The following is a 17302-nucleotide window of genomic DNA, read 5'->3' on the forward strand; positions in this document are numbered from 1 at the left end:
AGCGATGCTCCATCCCTGCGTGTGTTGCAGGGATGAGGTGAGCAGATCGTTGACCAGTCGCGTCATGGGACGGCGTAGCCGCCGGCCTTCATGATACAACGCGCAGACGATGACCCGGTTGATGCAGGGCGAGTAATGGGTTCGCCGGGGCATGTGGGTGGATGAAAGTGGCCGGGGATAAAGCCCGACCTCTCAAGTTCTTATAAAGCGAAAGAGGAACAAATTGCAGTTCACCTTGCGGGCAGGCCAGGGGTGGAGGTGTCTGCATGGGTGTCCAGACAAGAAACTGGCCGGGGATGTTGCTCCGCAAAAGTGGCCAAGAAGTGGCCAAGGTACATTTTTTCGGCGTTTCGTCGTCCCACCTAAAATTCGTCATTTCTCCTTCGCAAGTGCCGGAGACAGGACTCGAACCTGCACTAGTTTCCCAACCAGATCCTAAGTCTGGCGCGTCTACCAATTCCGCCACTCCGGCATGGAGTTGCATGCGGGCATGATTCCGTGTGGACACCCATGCTGCAAATGAATTATCTCGTGCGCAGCAGGCGGCTGGCGATCCAGCCTGTGAGCAGAACGGTGAACAGCGGCATGAGTCCCACCTTCAAATTGGCACCGATCCAGGGCAGCCAGTCCCCAGTGTAGGTGGTGAGCGCGCTGAAGTATTTCAGGCCAAAGACCCAGCCGCCATGCAGGCCGATGCCGGCCCACAGCGCTCCTGTTTGCATGCGCGCTTTGGCCAGCACCCAGCCGACGGCGAAGAGTGTGGCAAATTCAGCAAGGAGGAAGTGCACATCGCCAAAGCCGGCGGCGATTTCTTTCAGAACGAGGAAGCCACTGCTCCAGGTGACGGCCGCATCGCTGATCTGCCAGCCTTCCGGGGGTTTGAGGAAATGCACCAAAGCGAAGACAAAAGTGAGTGAAAGCAGGGCTTTCGTCTCCGTCATGGTCCGCAGCAGCAGGCCCAGCAGCAGACCACGGAAGAAAAACTCCTCCACGATGCCGGCACCGAGTGCGGCGGTGATGGGTTCCCCCAGTTTCCACCAGCGCGGGTCGGGGCGCAGTTGATAGGCGCCGATCTTGAGAAAAATGAACCCGAGCGCGAGGAGCAAACCCGAGGCCAGGACAAAGCCGACGGCCCATTGTTTGAGCCCCGTATTGAACGGACGCCAGGCGGGCAGCAGCGTGCTCTCCAGCCGCACCCAGCGCATGAAGGGCCAGATGAAGACCAGGGCGCAGACGAGCACGGCGCGGTTGAAGTAGCGCGTAAACTGCGCCCGCTCGATTTCTGAGAGCAGCCACTTTACCAGCCCGGCGTCATGCAGGGGCGAAGTGGAAAGCCAGCCATGGGCTGCTTTGCCGAGGTGAAACAGCGGCGCAGACAGCAGCGCCCCGCCGATCATGACGGCGAAAAGATAGAGCAGAAGTTTTGGCAGGGCAGGGGAACTGCCGGGGCTGGCGGCTTGCATGGAAGCGATACTAGCGCATCCTGCGTGCTCTCAAATGACCAAAAACCAAATCCACGAATGGCATGAACGTCTCGAAGACGGTCGCAAACAATACATCCGCGCGTACTGGAACTCGCGCGAATGGCTGTTTCGCTATGCCCATCCCGATGGCGAGACATGGATGCCGCTGGAAAATCCACCACCGGAGCGCTGGCTGGAGCTGCGCGACCTGCTCTTCCGCAAGTATCAGCGCAAAAAGCTGCCTTGGAAGTACGTCGTCGATCTGGACAAGAAGCTGGAGGACATGGGGATCAAGATCGAGGGAGACGAGCCGCAGACTGAAGACGACGATTGACGCCCCGTCATTGGGCCCCGGCATTCGTTTTGATCTCAGACGTCACTCCTCCACCGTAGGCCGCGCCAAAACGCATGCCCACCTGCACCTCGGGGAAAAGAAAACGACGGCCTGCGCGTGCACTGCGCCGCCGTGAGACAATCCCTAGCAAGGCCAGGATGACTCCCCCACCGGCCAAAAAGATTGGAACTGCCAGCGCGAACGGTTTTTCACCCCGTTGCAGCCAGAGCGACTGTTTCAGCCGCACGCTCTCCATGCTGCGCAGCCGGTCCATCCAGTAGCGCGTGGCCTGGATGAGCCTTTCTTCAAGTATGAGCTTGGTGTCGGCCTGGATGCGGCGTGTCTCCTGCATGATCTCGACGAGTTCGGCCGCCGGGTAACGTTCCCAAAAATCCGGGGAGAAGGACATCGCGTTGCTGTTGCTGGCACGGTCGTAGGCCATCAGCACGGCAGGCCGCGTCCCGCTCCACTCACGTCTCGTGATCTGGGCCTGTCTGCGGACGGTGAGCCCCGCAGGCATGAAACTGGTGGCCTGGAACCACGCATCGCATTTCAAATTCTGGGAAAACTGTTTGAGCTCCTCGGCGAGCACCCGGTGGCTTTCTGTGCTGAGTGCCCGGGTCTCATCGCGAATGCCGTCTACAGGTGGCTCTGTCTGAGCCATGCTCCATCCTGCCACGGCCAGCCACACCCCGGCAAAAGCTGGGAAAAGCAGGTATCGCTTGGGGCGTGGGGTGTATCGCATGTCCGGCCTCAGTTTGTCCCAGACCGGGCCTGAGGGCAACTTCCGGCGTGGCAGCGCCGCCGCTGTCGCCCAAGAATACAGAGTTTGGAGAGGGCTTTTTGAGGCGGTTTTGATCGAGCTTGTGAAATTTTTCACAAAATCGCCTTGCCGCTCTTTGGGCAGCGTAGATAGATACCCCTCACGCACGCTACCAGCCCCCTGCTTTTCATGCCCACTGTCACCCGAGAATACGAGGCCCCGGATACCGCCGCCAAAGCGGCCCGGCAGCTCGAAGCTGTGGAAGAAGCCACGACGGATATCGTCGGAGAGAAACTGGTGCTCAACATGGGGCCCAGCCATCCGGCCACCCACGGTGTGTTGCGGCTGATTCTGGAACTCGACGGCGAAATCATCACCAAGTGCGATCCCGATGTCGGGTTCCTGCACCGTGGCGACGAAAAAATCGCCGAGAACATGCACTACAACCAGTTCGTGCCTTACACGGACCGGCTGGACTACCTGGCACCGCTGGCGAACAACGTGGCCTATGCCCTCGCTGTGGAAAAGCTCATGGGCTGGGAAGTGCCTGAGCGTGGCCGCGCGATCCGCGTGATCTGCTGTGAGCTCGCCCGCATTTCCGCCCACATGCTCGGAGTCGGGGTGTTTGCCATGGATGTCGGTGCCATGACCGTGTTCCTTTACACCTTCACCGAGCGCGAAAAGATCTACAATCTGTGCGAGCAGCTCACCGGCGCGCGCTTCACCACCAGCTATACCCGCGTGGGTGGTCAGATCCGCGATCTGCCCAATGGCTTTGTCGGTGCCGTGAAAACCTTCCTCGATCAGTTGGAGCCCGTCATCGATGAGATCGACAAGCTGCTCTCGCGCAATCGTATCTTCATCGACCGCACGCAGGACATCGGAGTGATCTCCAAAGAAGACGCCATCGGTTACGGGCTCACCGGCCCGAATCTGCGCGGTTCGGGTGTCGAGCATGACCTCCGCAAGGCGCATCCTTACCTCGATTACGACAAGTACGAGTTCGACGTGCCTGTCGGCACCAAGGGTGACTGCTATGATCGTTATCTGGTGCGCATGGAAGAGATGCGCCAGAGCGTGCGCATCCTCCGGCAGGTGTTCGCCACCTTGCCCGAAGGCCCCATCAATGTGGCAGACGCCAAGGGGCTGCTGCCAAAGAAGGAAAAAGTGCTGATGAAAATGGAGGAGCTCATCCACCACTTCATCATCTCCACCCAGGGCATTGATGCTCCTGCAGGAGAAGTTTATTTTGCCGCAGAAAATCCCAAGGGAGAGCTCGGCTTTTATATCAACAGCACTGGCGGCGGCGTTCCGCACCGCTTGAAAATCCGCGCCCCCTCCTTCCTCAATCTCAGCATCATCTCCAAGCTGATCCCGGGTCACATGCTCAGCGACATTCCTGCAGTGCTTGGCAGCCTGGACTTCGTCATGGGCGAATGTGACCGCTGATTCATCCTAACCATTTCATCCGAGACACTCCCCCCGCATGGCCTTTGAAGTTCCAGCCGAATTGGAAAAACGCATGGACGAGGCGATCTCGCACTATCCTGTTTCCAAACGCAGCGCCGTCCTCCCCCTGCTGCATCTCGTGCAGGAGCATTTCCGCTTCATCAGTGAAGAGGCCGTGAACTGGGTGGCCGCCAAGCTCTCTCTTGAGCCGATTCAGGTGCTCGAAGTCGTCACTTTTTATCCGGGCTTCCGTCAAACCGCTCCCGGCAAGTACCACATTCGTGTGTGCCGCACGCTCTCATGCGCCATGGCGGGGAGCTTCGAGCTGATGGATGCGCTTTGCAAAGCCGGCAACATCGACCGCTCACATACGGATCACCATCATCCCATCGCGGTCAGCGCCGACGGCAAGTACAGCATTGAATTTGCCGAGTGTCTGGCAAGCTGCGGTTTTGGCCCGGTCTGCATGATCGAGGACGACTTCTATGAGAAAGTCGATCCCGCCAAAGCAGGTGAACTGCTCGCGAAGCGCGCCTGATCCAGGCATAAAAAAGCGCAGCGGTTTTGCCGCTGCGCCTCTAGGTGTGACGGTTGTCAGGCTGCTCACTTGCTCCGCCAGGACACAACGTCGTCCGGAGTCTGTGCCTTCAAGTCCTGTCCCCAGCTGTAAATGGCGACTTCCAGAGGAAGCTTCTGCGGCGGAGGGCTGATGGCGTTCGCAGAGATCTTGGGATCCGAGTTGGTCAAATCTGGATTGGCCACCTGCAGATCACCATTGGTATCAAGCAGTACGTAATAAACGGTGCCCCAGAGATCGACCAGCTTGTAAGGGGGCTGGGCGTTGACCAGGCCAAACTTGCCATTCCTGGCAATCGGTAGGTCGATGAATTTGATGCCTTTGGGGTTCAGGTTGACAGTTCCGCCGCCGCCACCTGAGGGTGAGGCTGATGTCATCGTTGTGAGCGCACCAACGATGCCGCTGTTCTCATCTGTCATCAAAGCCTGAATGTCCATGCCGGAGGATGCCCCGCTGAGCAGGCTGGGATTCACCGGCCAGCGGTTGTAATCGACCTGATAGCTCGTGATGGCACTACGCAAATCTTTGAGGACCACCTGCACCTGAAGCTTTCTCCCATCCGCCATCAGCTTGTTGGCCTGTGAGATGACCAGACCCGCAAGGACGCCGATGATGGTGATCACCACCAGCAGCTCGATGAGCGTAAAGCCCGGTCGTGTGGAAAAGTTGGAACGAGGTTTGAGTTTCATGATCTTCGGTTGGGTTTGTGTTGGGCGTGTACCAGGAACGAAAGGAGTTCGAAAAAACAGTCGTCGTTCCGTAGAAGTATTTAATCGTTTTTGCGTTGCCACGTCAATACTTGTCATGAACAAGCGCCAACTTCGACGGGTGCTGGCAAGGTGAACCACGACCCTTGTGACCCTTGATGAGCTGCCTTCACCGGGAGCTTTGATTGTCAACTAATGCTTGCATCATATACTGCAACGATTTAAATCCGCGCTTCAAACCCCACTGAACACACACACAACCACGAATCGCATCAGACGATTCGAAATATCTCATATGGCAAAGACAGCATCCAAGGGCAGCGCAGACAAAAAGAAGTACGTTTACTTTTTCGGACCAGGAAAATCAGACGGTGATGGTTCCATGAAAGCATTGTTGGGCGGCAAGGGCGCCAATCTCGCAGAGATGAGCCGCATCGGCCTTCCCGTTCCTCCCGGGTTCACCATCAGCACAGAAGTCTGCACGTACTTCTACGAAAACAAGAGAACCTACCCTGCCTCTTTGCAGTCGCAGATGGAAGCTGCCGTCAAAGGCATGGAAAAAATCATGGGCTACAAGTTCGGTGACGCCAAAGGTTTCCCGCTTCTCGTTGCCGTGCGTTCCGGTGCGCGTGACTCCATGCCCGGCATGATGGACACGATCCTCAACCTTGGCCTGAACGATCAAACCGTTCTCTCCCTGGTTGCCGCCACGAACAACGAACGCTTCGCCTGGGACTGCTACCGCCGTTTCGTTCAGATGTATGGTGACGTCGTTCTCGGCGTGCAGAAGCTCGAAGGTGAAGACCATGAGCCGTTTGAAATGGCCATCGAAAAGTTCAAACACGAAACCTACGGCAAGGACATCATCGACAGCGATCTGACCGCCGATGACCAGAAGGAACTGGTGAAGCGTTTCAAGGCTCTCGTCAAAGAGCGCACCGGCAAGGTGTTCCCTTCCGATCCATGGGACCAGCTGCGTGGTGCCGCCGGTGCCGTCTTCGGCAGCTGGATGAATGACCGCGCCATCGTTTATCGCCGCAAGTACAACATCCCTGCCGAGTGGGGCACTGCCGTGAACGTCCAGGCCATGGTCTTCGGCAACACCGGTCCGACCTCTGGATCCGGCGTGGCCTTCACCCGTAATCCTGCGAACGGCACCAACGAATTCTACGGTGAGTTCCTCATCAATGCCCAGGGCGAAGACGTCGTCGCCGGCGTGCGCACTCCTGAGCCGGTGATCCAGCTCAAGAAGGAAATGCCGAAGTCCTACGCAGAACTGCTGGTGGTTCGCCAGAAGCTTGAAAAGCATTTCAAGGACGTGCAGGACATCGAGTTCACCATTCAGGAAGGCAAGCTGTTCATGCTGCAGACCCGCAATGGCAAGCGCACCGCCGCCGCCGCTCTGAAATTCTCCATCGACATGGTGAAGGAAAAGCTCATCGACTGGGAAACCGCCGTTCTGCGCAATCCTGCCGATCAGCTCGAGCAGCTCCTCGCTCCGATCTTTGACGTTGCTGACGTGAAGCGGGCCAAGGCCATCGCCTCCGGTCTTCCAGCCGGCCCTGGTGCTGCATCTGGCAAGATCTACCTCAACGCCGACCGCGCCGTCATCGCCGAAGCAAAAGGCGAGAAGGTGCTGCTCGTCCGCAATGAAACCAGCCCGGAAGATCTTCGCGGCATGATCGCTGCAGAAGGCATTCTCACCGCACGTGGCGGTGTTTCATCCCACGCCGCTCTCGTCGCCCGTCAGATGGGCAAGGTTTGCATCTGCGGCGCCGCCGCTCTGGAAATAGACTACGACAAGAAAACCGTTTCTGTGGCAGGACTGACCTTCAACGAAGGGGATTTCCTCTCCATTGATGGCACCAGCGGCATCGTTTACGGTGGCGAGCTGAAGACCGCTCCTTCCGAAATCATCACCGGCATGATCAGTGGTGACAAGGCCGCACAGAGCACCGAAAAATTCAAGAGCTTCCAGCAGCTCATGATCTGGTGCTCCAAGTCCACGCGCATGCAGGTTCGCACCAACGCCGACAATCCGGAGCAGACGCAGAACGCCATTGCTTTCGGTGCCCAGGGCATCGGCCTCACCCGCACAGAACACATGTTCTTTGAAGGTGACCGCATTGACGCCGTGCGTGAAATGATTCTGGCTGACAACGTGGCTGACCGCAAAAAAGCGCTCGCCAAGCTGCTGCCATATCAGCGTGATGACTTCACGGGCATCTTCAAGGCTCTCAAAGGACTTCCAGCCACCATCCGTCTGCTTGATCCTCCGCTTCACGAATTCGTGCCGCATGAAGAAAAAGCTCAGGCTGAGCTCGCCAAGAAAATGGGCGTGTCGGTTGAAAAGGTTACCGCACGTGTCGCTGCTCTGCATGAGTTCAACCCGATGCTCGGACATCGCGGCTGCCGTCTTGGCATCGCTTATCCAGAGATCACCGAGATGCAGGCTCGCGCCATCTTTGAAGCCGCCGCAGATGTGGCAAAGCTGAAGATCAAGGTGAAACCTGAGGTGATGATTCCGCTCGTTGGCTTCAAGAAAGAACTCGACCTGCAGGTGGAAATCGTGCATAAGGTAGCAAAAGAAGTGATGGCTGAGAAAAAAATTAAGCTCGACTATCTTGTCGGCACCATGATTGAGGTGCCGCGTGGAGCTCTCACGGCTGATGAAATCGCCGAGACCGCACAGTTCTTCAGCTTCGGCACCAATGACCTCACGCAGACTGCACTTGGCATCAGCCGTGATGACATGGGCAGCTTCCTGATGCCTTACACGGAGAACGAAATCTTCAAGAAGAACCCCTTTGCTACGCTGGATCAAACCGGTGTTGGCCAGCTCATCAATATCGCCATCGAAAAAGGCCGCAAGACCAAGCCCGACATCAAGCTGGGCATCTGCGGTGAACACGGCGGCGATCCTGAGAGCGTCAAATTCTGCCATCGTGCAGGCCTCACGTATGTGAGTTGCAGTCCTTTCCGGGTCCCAGTCGCACGCCTTGCCGCAGCGCAGGCAGCGATCGAAGAAAAGCGCGCCGCCGCTTCGGCCGCCGCAGGAAAAAGTGTCCGTGGAGGCGCCAAAAGCGCACCCGTGGCAAAACAAAGCAACAACGCAACCAACAACAAAACGAGGATAAACACCATGGCTAAGAAAGCTGCAAAGAAAGCCGCCAAAAAGGCGCCCGCAAAGAAAGCCGTCAAAGCTGTCAAAGCTGTCAAAGCTGTCAAAGTCGCAAAGAAGGCCGCTAAGAAGGCTGCGAAAAAGAAGTAACGCATTGACCTCCTAGGGAGGTCAATGTGGCGGAGCAATCCGCCGCCAAAAGCCCTGTGGGGATCACTCCTCGCAGGGCTTTATCTTTGAATGCGATGGACTCTGTCGCGATCTCGGTCCAGAAATGAACGCGCGTCTGTTTTTAACGCTTCACGTCTTGGTCGTAAACGGAGCCGGGAGGCGGCGCAGAAAGATAGGTGCCCCCGGCTGACATGGCATCATTGCGGATGCTTTTGGATTGGCTGAGCTGCTCACTGGCAGCTCGCATGCTGCCCATGCCAGCCGAACCTCCCATGCCTGTCACCGCGCCGTAATTTTGATAGGAGGGCATGTAAAATCCCCCGCCCACTGAGGACGCAGCGCCCAAAGCCACCGGATTATCGGGAGTGGGCACACCATCAGATTTGCGCTCTGACTCGGCGAGATAGTGTTTGTTCCACGCCGCATTGTTGACATTCTCAGCGACCTTGGAATCCAGCCGGTGCTTTTCTTCCGCATAGTCAGCTTTGCTCAGTGCACCGCTGGCCCGCTTTTTCTCAAGTTCATCGTACATGACCTGATATCTGGCGCGGACCACTTTTTCATAGGCATTCAGGTCTGCCAATGTGGGAATGCTGTCCATCGTTCTGCTGGCGCATGAAGCCAGAAGACCAGAGAGCACTGCGGCCTGGAGGAGTTTCGAGACGTTATTCATGGCTCATTCTAAGCCCCCGCAGCGGCATTTCAAATCAAAGCGCCGTTGCATACCGCACTCCCGCAGCCCATTTTATGAAAGAAATCGCCCCTGTTTTGGACCCCATCGACGCTGCTCTACAAGCCCCTGAACCCCGCGGCAATTACCTGCCGTATCCAGTTTCGCGCCTGGCTGCCAAAATCATCCCGCAGGATCTTACCAACTTCAAATCCCGCGGGGTTTCCCGGGTCGAGCGCGTGCTCCAGCAGGAGATGGTGGAAATCCAGGAGCGCTACATGGAGGTCATCGACGCGTTCAACTGGAACAAGCTCATCTATGAAAGCAGCTTCGGTTTTGAACCCGTCTGTGGCGAGGTTTATCACCTCTACGAAGTCTCGGGCAGGCATCAGCTCAGCATGATTTCTCCCGAAGAGTGGCATCAGCGCTGGCTCGGCAGTGTCAGACTGAATGCGGATGGCCGCTGGCAGATTGAAAAAGCTGCGCCAGATTTCAGTATTCGCGACTGGGTGCAGACCTCGGTCGGCTCTTGATGCAACCCACCTTCTCAGACATCGGCCAGCGCCTTGCGGGCCCCAGCGGCATCCAGGAACTCATGGATGACTGCGGAGCCGCGCTCACCACCCATCCGGACATGCGCATGCTCGGCGGCGGCCAGCCTGCGGCCATTCCTGAGGTGCAGCAGCTCTGGCGCACTCGCATGCACGCCATGCTCGATGACGGCAGCATCGACCGCACCTTGCTCAACTACGATCCTCCAGGTGGCAATCCGCTCTTCCGTGAAGCCTTCGCCGCCTTTCTCAAACGTGAATGCGGCTGGAATGTGACCCACGAAAACATCGCGGTCATGCCCAGTTCGCAGTCCGCGTTCTTCCTGCTCTTCAATCTTCTCGCCGGTCAGACCGGCACTGCCAGGAAGCGCATCCTCTTCCCGCTGCTGCCTGAATACATCGGCTACGCCAATCAGGCGCTCTGCCCCGGCCAGTTCACCGCCTGTCTCCCCCGCATTGTCGAAACCGCCCCGCACGAGATCAAATACCACGTCGATTTCGATCAGCTGCGCATCACGCCAGACATCGCCGCGATGTGTGTCTCGTGCCCCACGAACCCCACCGGCAACGTGCTCACGCAAAACGAGTTCGAAAGCCTTCACGCACTGGCGGATGCGCACGGCATCCCGCTCATCATCGACAACGCCTACGGTCATCCTTTTCCCGGCGTCATTCACAACGGCTTCCAGCCCCAGTGGCAGCCTGGCATGATCTTCAGCATCAGCATGAGCAAAGTCGGCCTGCCCGGAGTGCGCACGGCCATGATCGTTGCCGATCCTCACATCGTGAAGGCGCTCTCGAACATGAACGCCATCGTCTCGCTGGCGAATGGCAATCTAGGACAGGCGCTCCTCATGCCGCTGCTCAAAGACGACACTCTCGTCAAACTCGGCCCCTCGGTCATTCGCCCCTTCTACCGCGAACGCTCCGACTTCGCCAAATCCGTGCTCGCATCAGCGCTGGGAGATCGCGTCCCGTGGGCCCTGCATGCTCAGGAGGGGGCCTTCTTCCTCTGGCTTTGGGTCAATGGCCTGCCCATCCCTGCGGCAGAACTGTATCGCCGGCTTAAAGAGCGCAAAGTCCTCGTCATACCCGGGCATTACTTCGCCTTCGGCCTGGAGAAGGAGTGGCGTCATCCACACGAATGCCTGCGTCTCACCTACTCGCAGCCGGAGCACATCGTGCGCGAAGGCTTGGAAATCATCGCTGATGAAATCATCCGCAGTTTCTGAGCCCTTCTCCGCCTTCATGGCGCGTGCCCTGTTCGATCCCGAACGCGGCTACTACACCCGCCACATCAAGACCGTCGGCGCACGCGGCGACTTCTCCACTTCTGCCACTCTATCGCCAGCGTTGGGTCACGCCGTCGCAGCCTGGCTCAAAGCCGAATCCCGCTTTCAGCCGCAGGTGCGTCATATCATTGAGGTCGGCGCAGGTGATGGGTCACTCATGCATGCCGTGCACAAGACGCTCGGCTGGTGGGCCCGCCGTCGTTTCACGTTTCACATCGTCGAGACCTCCCCGGTGCTGCGGCAGGAGCAGCAAAAGAAGCTGGGTGCCAAGGTGACATGGCATCAAGATCTCGAAGCCGCACTCGCTGCTGCGCAAGGCCACGCGCTCATCTACCACAACGAACTCCTCGACGCCTTCCCCGCCACCCTCGTGCAATGGAGCGCCGCCGAGCAGCGCTGGCTCGAAGTCTGGGTGCCGGAGCAGTTGCACCCGCATGCTCTCGACGCCACCCACTATAGCGCGCTCCGGTACACCACCTTCGCAGACCGCCAGCGCTGTGAGCTTCACACCAGCATTCGCGACTGGCTGCACCAATGGACACCGCATTGGAAAGGCGGCGCCATGCTCACCATCGACTACGGCGACGAATTCCCCCGGCTCTACCATCGTCGGCCACACGGCACGCTGCGTGCTTATCTTCTGCATCAAAGACTCACCGGAGCCGACATCTATGCCAATCCTGGCCGCCAGGACATCACAGCCGACATCAATTTCACCGACTACGCCGCCTGGCTGCTTGAACTGGGCCTCACAGAGGCTTCGCGCCAGACCCTGGCCGAATTTCTGCATTCACACGCTGCACCAGCCGCGCTCATCGACACCGATGGAGCCGGAACTGCCTTCAAATGCTTCGTGCATCGCCGTCAGGCATGCGCATCATCAAATCACCCCACATGAATTCTGTTAACGACCGCCCCGGCACGCTTGAAAAAGCGCTCAAGATCAATCTCGCGCAAACCATCTACGGCACCTTTGCTGAAATCGGCGCCGGTCAGGAGATCGCCAATTGGTTCTTCCGCGCCGGCGGCGCATCTGGCACCGTGGCCAAGACCATGTCGGCCTATGACATGACCATCAGTGACGAGATCTACGGCAAATGCTCCCGCTACGTCTCGCGTCAGCGCATGTGCGACATGCTGGAGCATGAGTATCCCATGCTCATTCAGCGGCTGAATGCCAAACGGGGCGCCACCACCACCTTCTTCACGCTGGCGGACACCGTGCGCGCCCGTTCCTACCGCGACACCAAGGAAGAATGCCATGGCTGGATCGGCATGCGCTTTCAGACCGACCCCGGCGGCCCGAGCAGCGAAATCCAGATGCATGTGCGTCTCCTGGACGACTCCAATGCAAGGCAGTCGGATGCACTCGGCAAACTGGGCGTCAATTTCATCTACGCTGCCTTCCATTTGCGGGATGACCTCTCCACTTTTCTCCAAAGCCTGCTCGACGATCTCAGCCGCAAGCGTGTGGAAATCGACATGATCGACTTCACCGGCCCTGCCTTTGCCGCATCGGAGTTCCAGGACCGTCTAGTGGCATTGAAACTCGTCCGCCTTGGTCTAGCTGACGCCGCACTGTTCGGTGCCGATGGAGAAATCTGGCAGGCTTCCGATGTGCTCTACAAAAAGCCGGTCTTCCTCAAGCGCGGCAGCTTTGATCCCATCACCAAGCTCAATCTCGACATGATCGAGCGTGGTCAGGCCGCGTTTCAGGCAGATTTCGGCGATGCCGCCCGCGACAACATCGAGATTCTCGAAATCACCATGCACAATCTCCTCGCTAGTGGTGCCGAGGTGCCGGACACCGAATTCCTCGCGCGTGCAGATGTCCTCCAGGCACTTGGCAAAAACGTGCTCATCTCGACGTATCCGGAGTTCCACCGTGTCAGCAGCTACCTTGCGCGTCATACGCAGTGCCCCATTGGCATCGTGCTTGGTCTGCCCTTGTTCCAGGAGCTGTTCAACGAACGCTGGTGCACCGATCTCGAAGGCGGCCTGCTCGAATCCTTTGGTCGGCTCTTCAAAAACCAGGTCCGTGTCTATGTCTATCCCATGGGCAACCCAATGAACGGCCAGATCCTCGGAGTGAACGACGTTCGCGTCACTCCCGAGCAAAAACATCTGCTCCGCTACCTGATCGAAACCCAGAGCGTGCGGGCGCTGGAGGAGCCCAACCAGGACTTCCTCTTTCACACCAGCGCCGAGGTGCGCAACATGATCCACGCGCGGGATGGCAACTGGCAGTCCCTCGTGCCGGACATCGTTCTTAAGCAGGGGCCGTGGCGCGAGATCGGGCAGCCGGTGATATAGCCTCGGTATAACTATTGCTTTTCTGGACGCAGCCGCTTGAATTCGCGGCATCATGCCGGACATCAAATTCACCAGCACAGGGCCGCTTTGGTTCGCGGCCTGGGTCATTTACGCTCTGATTTACTGCGCGACTCTCGCCTACCTGCTTAACCGCAGACGCTTTGGGACCCACGAGCGCATCCTCTGGTTCCTGGTCATCACTTTCGCGCCAGTCATCGGCATTCTGTTGTTTTTCCTCATCAGCGAAGACGACAAACTTCCAGCCATTCACGCATCCAAAAGCCGCCCCCCGCTTTCAGACACCACCGGCACTCCCTGGCAAAACAATCCCGGCCACACCAAAGACTCCGCCCCATGAGCGACCAAATGCCTGACGACCTCGACCTCATCACGATCACCCAGCTGCGGCAGGTCGCGAATCCAACACCGCAGCCTTACCGGCTGCATTTGCAGGTCGAATCACGCATCGAAAAAGCCACCAGTTCTGGCAGCCCGTTCTTCGAGGTGAAGCTCGTCGATGCTGCGGATTCGTTCATCTGGCGAGTCTTTGACAACAATCCGCTCTTCCAAGACGCGGCCAAACTGGGGCGCAATGCTTTCATCCAGCTCGCAGGACAGTGGGTGGAAGGCAAATACGGTCTCGAACCACGGCAGGTGCAGATGCGCTTGCTTGCTGAAGACGAAGCCAGCACGCTGCTCCTCGGAGATCCGGATCTCTCAGCACGCCAGGCGGTCGATTACGCCGACATCGTCGCCTTCGTCGAATCCATGCGTGACCCACGTCTCGCAAAGCTCTGCCGTGTGTTTCTTGAACGTCACGGCGAGCGCTTTCGCCGCACCGGTGCCGCGCGCAAAAACCATCATGCCCGCCGTGGCGGTCTGGTGGAGCATGTGGCGCAGATGATGCGCTGTGCCGTGGCACTTGCAGGATTGTATCCGCAGTTGAACCGCGACCTCATGATCGCGGGCGTCTTGTTTCACGACTGCGGCAAACTCTGGGAGAATGTCTATGCAGAGTCCGGCTTCACCATGCCCTACAATCTCACCGCCGAAATGCTCGGGCACATCCCGCTGGGCCTGGAACTGGTGAACAAGCTGTGGCGTGATCTGTTGGAAGATCCTGCAGCGGCGGAATGGACCGCCTTGGAGCCTGCTTCTGAAATCGTGCGCCTCCATCTGCTGCACCTCATCGCGGCACATCACGGCAGCCTTGAATTCGGCTCCCCCGTTCTGCCAAAGACGCCTGAGGCCGTGGCTCTGCATCACGTCGATAACATCGACGCCAAGCTCGAAATGTTTCGTCGCGGCTATGCTAGCAGCAAAGAACTCGCCCCCGGCATCTTCGAAAAATTTTCCCCATGGCCGGTGAACATCGTCGCACCGCTGCCCGCCGTGCATCTGCCGCCGGCGGAGAGCGTAGACTAGGCCCGCAGTTTCATCAGCGCCGCACGCACCATGAGCGTCTCACCCACGTTTTCCGTGGTGAGCAGGCCGATGAGTTCACCGCTGATGGGATCAAGGACTGGCAGGGCCGGGCAATTGCTGGAGCTCAAAGTTTCAAGCGCCAGGGTGAGGTCAATGGTTGCCTGAGTCGATTCAGGGCAGGGGCGCATCACATCCACCACAGGCTGACCGGGACCCTTTTCCGCGAGAGCCGAGATCAGATCGTGTCGCGTCAGCATGCCTTGGATGCCGCCATGGGCGTCTAGCACGGGAAAGTCCTGCTGTGCGCCCGCGAGTAGCAGTTCGACACCATCGCGAAGCGTGGCCTCCGGTGGCAGGCTGCGGAAATCCGTGAGCATGGCATCACGCACGCGCAGATTCCGCGTAGCCTCCTGCTGGGTTACCATGGCTGCCTCCTGGCCTGCGGCCATGAAGATGAAGAAGCAGATGAGCAGCAGCATGGGCTGAAACGTGTGGTTCAGCAGCATGTAGATGGCCACCATCATCGCAATGCCTTGCCCGATCGAAGCCGCCCGTCGTGTTGCAACACCGTACTCCATGAACATGGCAAACAAGGCGCGCAGCACCCGGCCGCCGTCCATGGGAAAGGCAGGGATCAGGTTGAAGACGACCATGAAGATATTCCACATCATGAGCTTCTGGAAGAAGTGGCCTGATTGCAGAAAATCGTAGCCGGGATGGAACGCCGCGTTGATGCCAAGTCCCAGCCAAATAGCCGCCGCGATGATCACATTGACCAGCGGTCCGCTGATGGCCACCACCAGCTCCTGCGAAGGTTTGCGCGGCATGCGCTCCAGTCGTGCCACGCCGCCGATGGGCAGCAGCGTGATGTCCGGCGTGCGGATGCCGTAGCCCCGCGCCGCCATGACGTGGCCAAATTCATGCAGCACCACGCACGTAAACATGGCGGTGATGAACAGGGTCGACTCCAGTGCTGCAGGAAGCCCCTGGCCGCTCAGAAAACTCTGGCTGGCGACAAACAGCAGCAGCAGCAGGAAGGTGACATGAACACGAACCTCCGTGCCGGCAAAGGTGAAGAGGCGAAAGGACCATTTCATAGAGGGGGTAGTCAAAACTAGGGCTTGGGGGATTTCGAGGGATCGTAGTAGATACGCACATCAGCGTCCTTGATGCCCAGAATCTCCTGCGCACGGCGCAAAGCATTGCGGGTGGAAAGATTGGGATTGGACGGGCTGGCCGGGAAGAGATTTTCCTTCCCGATCACCTCCACCATGCCCGCACCCTTCAGCACGCGGTACAGATCTTTCGACACACCGCTGACGATCAGGTCGCGCCCGTCGGCGCGCAGCGTGCGCACCAGTTCTTCGATGGCCATGGCACAGGTGGCATCAAGGTGGCGTGCATTCTTCAGCCGCAGGATGACAATCCGCAGATTCGGGTCGGTGCAAGAGCCCTGGATCTGCGTTCGGAACAGGTCGGCCGATGCAAAAAACAAATCGCCCTCCACATGCACAATGGAGATGGCCGGATGCTGGCGTCCGCCCTGGTGCGCTTCAGCCAGATTGCCTTCCTCATTGAAAACGTACTCCACCAGCGAGGGCTGGCTGGCCTTGTGCAGGTAAAGAATGATCGAAATGCCCACACCGGTGAAGATCGCTACATGCAGCGGCACCAGCAGCGTGGCCACGAAGGTGGTGATAAACACCACTGCATCCGCCCCCGTGGCTCGCAGGGAAATCTGGATCTGCCGCTTGTTGATGAGCGCCACGGCCACGCAGATCACCATCGCCCCCAGCGCAGCCTTGGGGATGAACGCCACCAGCGGGCCGATCGTCAGTGCCGCCACCAAACACACCACGCCACTCACAATGGCAGACACAGGCGACACCGCCCCGCTCTCATACGCCGCCAGCGAACGCGTCAGTGAATGGGAGGCAGGCATGCCGCTGAGGTAGGCGCAGGCCAGATTTGCCGCGCCCAGGCTGAGCATGTCCTGATTGGCATCCACATTGTGTCCTGAGCGGCTGGCCAGCGTGCGCGCCATCGCGGAGTTTTCCATCATCGCCACAAACGCGAGCGAAAGCGCCAGCCCAAAAAGCTGGCTGAACTGCGCCGAGGCATTGCCGCTGGTGAAGTCCGGGAAGGGCGGCAGCAGCGTGCGCCAGGTGAAGGAGAGGTCTGAATAGGTTGCCACCTGCAGCCCTGCTTTGTTCATCATCATGGCGATGAGAGACATCAGGATGAGCGTCAGCGTCAGCGCCGGAAAGCGTTTGCCGAAACGTTTGAGACCATAGTAGCAGCCAATGGCCAGAGCGCAGATCAGCGCACTCGGCCAGTGGATGCCCCCGAGATTGCCCAGCACATCATGCACATCGGAGACCAGCGTTCGCGCCACCGGTTTCCCGGAAGGCTCGGAGATCTGCTGGCCCAGCACCACCGGGAGCTGATGCGCAAACATCTGCAAAG

The 17302-nt window shown here is 58.6% G+C and carries 16 protein-coding genes and 1 tRNA gene; 10 read left to right on the forward strand and 7 right to left on the reverse strand.

The window, feature by feature from the left end; genetic code table 11:
* Positions 1-390: 390 nt before the first annotated feature.
* Positions 391-472, reverse strand: a tRNA-Leu gene (locus ACIREA_RS10100).
* 52 nt (positions 473-524) lie between these two features.
* Complete coding sequence (locus ACIREA_RS10105; protein WP_397382148.1) at positions 525-1463, reverse strand: type II CAAX prenyl endopeptidase Rce1 family protein; 939 nt, start codon at positions 1461-1463, stop codon at positions 525-527.
* Between the two features lie 34 nt (positions 1464-1497).
* Between ACIREA_RS10105 and ACIREA_RS10110 the strand changes: the two genes are divergently transcribed.
* Positions 1498-1797: a hypothetical protein gene (locus ACIREA_RS10110; protein WP_397382149.1), complete on the forward strand. Its 300-nt coding sequence runs from the start codon at positions 1498-1500 to the stop codon at positions 1795-1797.
* A gap of 7 nt (positions 1798-1804) precedes the next feature.
* On the opposite strand, the gene ACIREA_RS10115 is transcribed toward ACIREA_RS10110, so the two are convergent.
* Entirely contained in the window at positions 1805-2542 is a 738-nt protein-coding gene (locus ACIREA_RS10115) for a hypothetical protein (protein WP_397382150.1), read from the reverse strand.
* Between the two features lie 207 nt (positions 2543-2749).
* Between ACIREA_RS10115 and nuoD the strand changes: the two genes are divergently transcribed.
* Positions 2750-4009 carry an NADH dehydrogenase (quinone) subunit D gene (gene nuoD / locus ACIREA_RS10120; RefSeq protein ID WP_397382151.1) on the forward strand — a complete coding sequence of 420 codons (1260 nt, stop codon included), beginning with the start codon at positions 2750-2752 and terminating at the stop codon, positions 4007-4009.
* A gap of 37 nt (positions 4010-4046) precedes the next feature.
* Entirely contained in the window at positions 4047-4547 is a 501-nt protein-coding gene (locus ACIREA_RS10125) for an NAD(P)H-dependent oxidoreductase subunit E (RefSeq protein WP_397382152.1), read from the forward strand.
* Positions 4548-4612: 65 nt separating this feature from the next.
* Here ACIREA_RS10125 and ACIREA_RS10130 read toward each other — a convergent pair whose 3' ends face one another.
* Positions 4613-5275, reverse strand: coding sequence for a type II secretion system protein (locus ACIREA_RS10130; RefSeq protein WP_397382153.1), 663 nt, complete (start codon positions 5273-5275; stop codon positions 4613-4615).
* Between the two features lie 313 nt (positions 5276-5588).
* On the opposite strand from ACIREA_RS10130, the gene ppdK reads away from it, so the two are divergent.
* Complete coding sequence (ppdK, locus tag ACIREA_RS10135; protein ID WP_397382154.1) at positions 5589-8564, forward strand: pyruvate, phosphate dikinase; 2976 nt, start codon at positions 5589-5591, stop codon at positions 8562-8564.
* 142 nt (positions 8565-8706) lie between these two features.
* Here ppdK and ACIREA_RS10140 read toward each other — a convergent pair whose 3' ends face one another.
* Complete coding sequence (locus ACIREA_RS10140) at positions 8707-9258, reverse strand: hypothetical protein (protein WP_397382155.1); 552 nt, start codon at positions 9256-9258, stop codon at positions 8707-8709.
* Positions 9259-9332: 74 nt separating this feature from the next.
* Here ACIREA_RS10140 and ACIREA_RS10145 point away from each other — a divergent pair, with 74 nt between their 5' ends.
* The 6 genes from ACIREA_RS10145 to ACIREA_RS10170 are packed head-to-tail and all read left to right on the forward strand — an operon-like array spanning position 9333 to position 14836.
* On the forward strand, positions 9333-9788 hold the full coding sequence (locus ACIREA_RS10145; RefSeq protein ID WP_397382156.1) for a DUF2452 domain-containing protein: 456 nt from the start codon (positions 9333-9335) through the stop codon (positions 9786-9788).
* The gene (locus ACIREA_RS10150; RefSeq protein ID WP_397382157.1) at positions 9788-11038 is read left to right on the forward strand and encodes a valine--pyruvate transaminase; all 1251 of its coding nucleotides are present in this window, start codon (positions 9788-9790) and stop codon (positions 11036-11038) included. Before ACIREA_RS10145 ends, ACIREA_RS10150 begins: the two co-directional genes overlap by 1 nt.
* A complete protein-coding gene (locus tag ACIREA_RS10155; protein WP_397382158.1) occupies positions 11016-11996 on the forward strand; it encodes an SAM-dependent methyltransferase in 981 nt (326 codons plus the stop codon). The genes ACIREA_RS10150 and ACIREA_RS10155 overlap by 23 nt, the downstream gene beginning before the upstream one ends.
* On the forward strand, positions 11993-13411 hold the full coding sequence (locus tag ACIREA_RS10160; protein WP_397382159.1) for a TonB-dependent receptor: 1419 nt from the start codon (positions 11993-11995) through the stop codon (positions 13409-13411). The genes ACIREA_RS10155 and ACIREA_RS10160 overlap by 4 nt, the downstream gene beginning before the upstream one ends.
* 52 nt (positions 13412-13463) lie before the next feature.
* A complete protein-coding gene (locus ACIREA_RS10165; RefSeq protein WP_397382160.1) occupies positions 13464-13769 on the forward strand; it encodes a PLD nuclease N-terminal domain-containing protein in 306 nt (101 codons plus the stop codon).
* 8 nt (positions 13770-13777) lie between these two features.
* The gene (locus ACIREA_RS10170; RefSeq protein ID WP_397382161.1) at positions 13778-14836 is read left to right on the forward strand and encodes an HD domain-containing protein; all 1059 of its coding nucleotides are present in this window, start codon (positions 13778-13780) and stop codon (positions 14834-14836) included.
* Here the strand turns inward: ACIREA_RS10170 and ACIREA_RS10175 are convergent.
* Together ACIREA_RS10175 and ACIREA_RS10180 are read right to left on the reverse strand one after the other, a co-directional pair.
* Positions 14833-15933, reverse strand: coding sequence for a site-2 protease family protein (locus tag ACIREA_RS10175; protein ID WP_397382162.1), 1101 nt, complete (start codon positions 15931-15933; stop codon positions 14833-14835). The two genes, ACIREA_RS10170 and ACIREA_RS10175, sit on opposite strands and share 4 nt — an antisense overlap.
* Before the next feature lie 17 nt (positions 15934-15950).
* On the reverse strand, positions 15951-17302 hold a 1352-nt coding region (locus tag ACIREA_RS10180), incomplete at its 5' end, for a SulP family inorganic anion transporter (RefSeq protein WP_397382163.1).

Source organism: Prosthecobacter sp. (assembly GCF_044373815.1).
GTDB lineage: Bacteria > Verrucomicrobiota > Verrucomicrobiia > Verrucomicrobiales > Verrucomicrobiaceae > Prosthecobacter.

Excerpts from the sequence above, each read along its gene's own strand:
- ACIREA_RS10115 (WP_397382150.1), bottom strand. The coding sequence starts at position 2,542 with ATGCGATACACCCCACGCCCCAAGCGATACCTGCTTTTCCCAGCTTTT.
- ACIREA_RS10150 (WP_397382157.1), top strand. The coding sequence starts at position 9,788 with ATGCAACCCACCTTCTCAGACATCGGCCAGCGCCTTGCGGGCCCCAGC.
- ACIREA_RS10165 (WP_397382160.1), top strand. The coding sequence starts at position 13,464 with ATGCCGGACATCAAATTCACCAGCACAGGGCCGCTTTGGTTCGCGGCC.
- ACIREA_RS10145 (WP_397382156.1), top strand. The coding sequence starts at position 9,333 with ATGAAAGAAATCGCCCCTGTTTTGGACCCCATCGACGCTGCTCTACAA.
- ACIREA_RS10125 (WP_397382152.1), top strand. The coding sequence starts at position 4,047 with ATGGCCTTTGAAGTTCCAGCCGAATTGGAAAAACGCATGGACGAGGCG.
- ACIREA_RS10130 (WP_397382153.1), bottom strand. The coding sequence starts at position 5,275 with ATGAAACTCAAACCTCGTTCCAACTTTTCCACACGACCGGGCTTTACG.
- ACIREA_RS10160 (WP_397382159.1), top strand. The coding sequence starts at position 11,993 with ATGAATTCTGTTAACGACCGCCCCGGCACGCTTGAAAAAGCGCTCAAG.
- ACIREA_RS10110 (WP_397382149.1), top strand. The coding sequence starts at position 1,498 with ATGACCAAAAACCAAATCCACGAATGGCATGAACGTCTCGAAGACGGT.
- ACIREA_RS10155 (WP_397382158.1), top strand. The coding sequence starts at position 11,016 with ATGAAATCATCCGCAGTTTCTGAGCCCTTCTCCGCCTTCATGGCGCGT.
- ACIREA_RS10105 (WP_397382148.1), bottom strand. The coding sequence starts at position 1,463 with ATGCAAGCCGCCAGCCCCGGCAGTTCCCCTGCCCTGCCAAAACTTCTG.
- ACIREA_RS10175 (WP_397382162.1), bottom strand. The coding sequence starts at position 15,933 with ATGAAATGGTCCTTTCGCCTCTTCACCTTTGCCGGCACGGAGGTTCGT.
- ppdK (WP_397382154.1), top strand. The coding sequence starts at position 5,589 with ATGGCAAAGACAGCATCCAAGGGCAGCGCAGACAAAAAGAAGTACGTT.
- ACIREA_RS10140 (WP_397382155.1), bottom strand. The coding sequence starts at position 9,258 with ATGAATAACGTCTCGAAACTCCTCCAGGCCGCAGTGCTCTCTGGTCTT.
- ACIREA_RS10170 (WP_397382161.1), top strand. The coding sequence starts at position 13,778 with ATGCCTGACGACCTCGACCTCATCACGATCACCCAGCTGCGGCAGGTC.
- nuoD (WP_397382151.1), top strand. The coding sequence starts at position 2,750 with ATGCCCACTGTCACCCGAGAATACGAGGCCCCGGATACCGCCGCCAAA.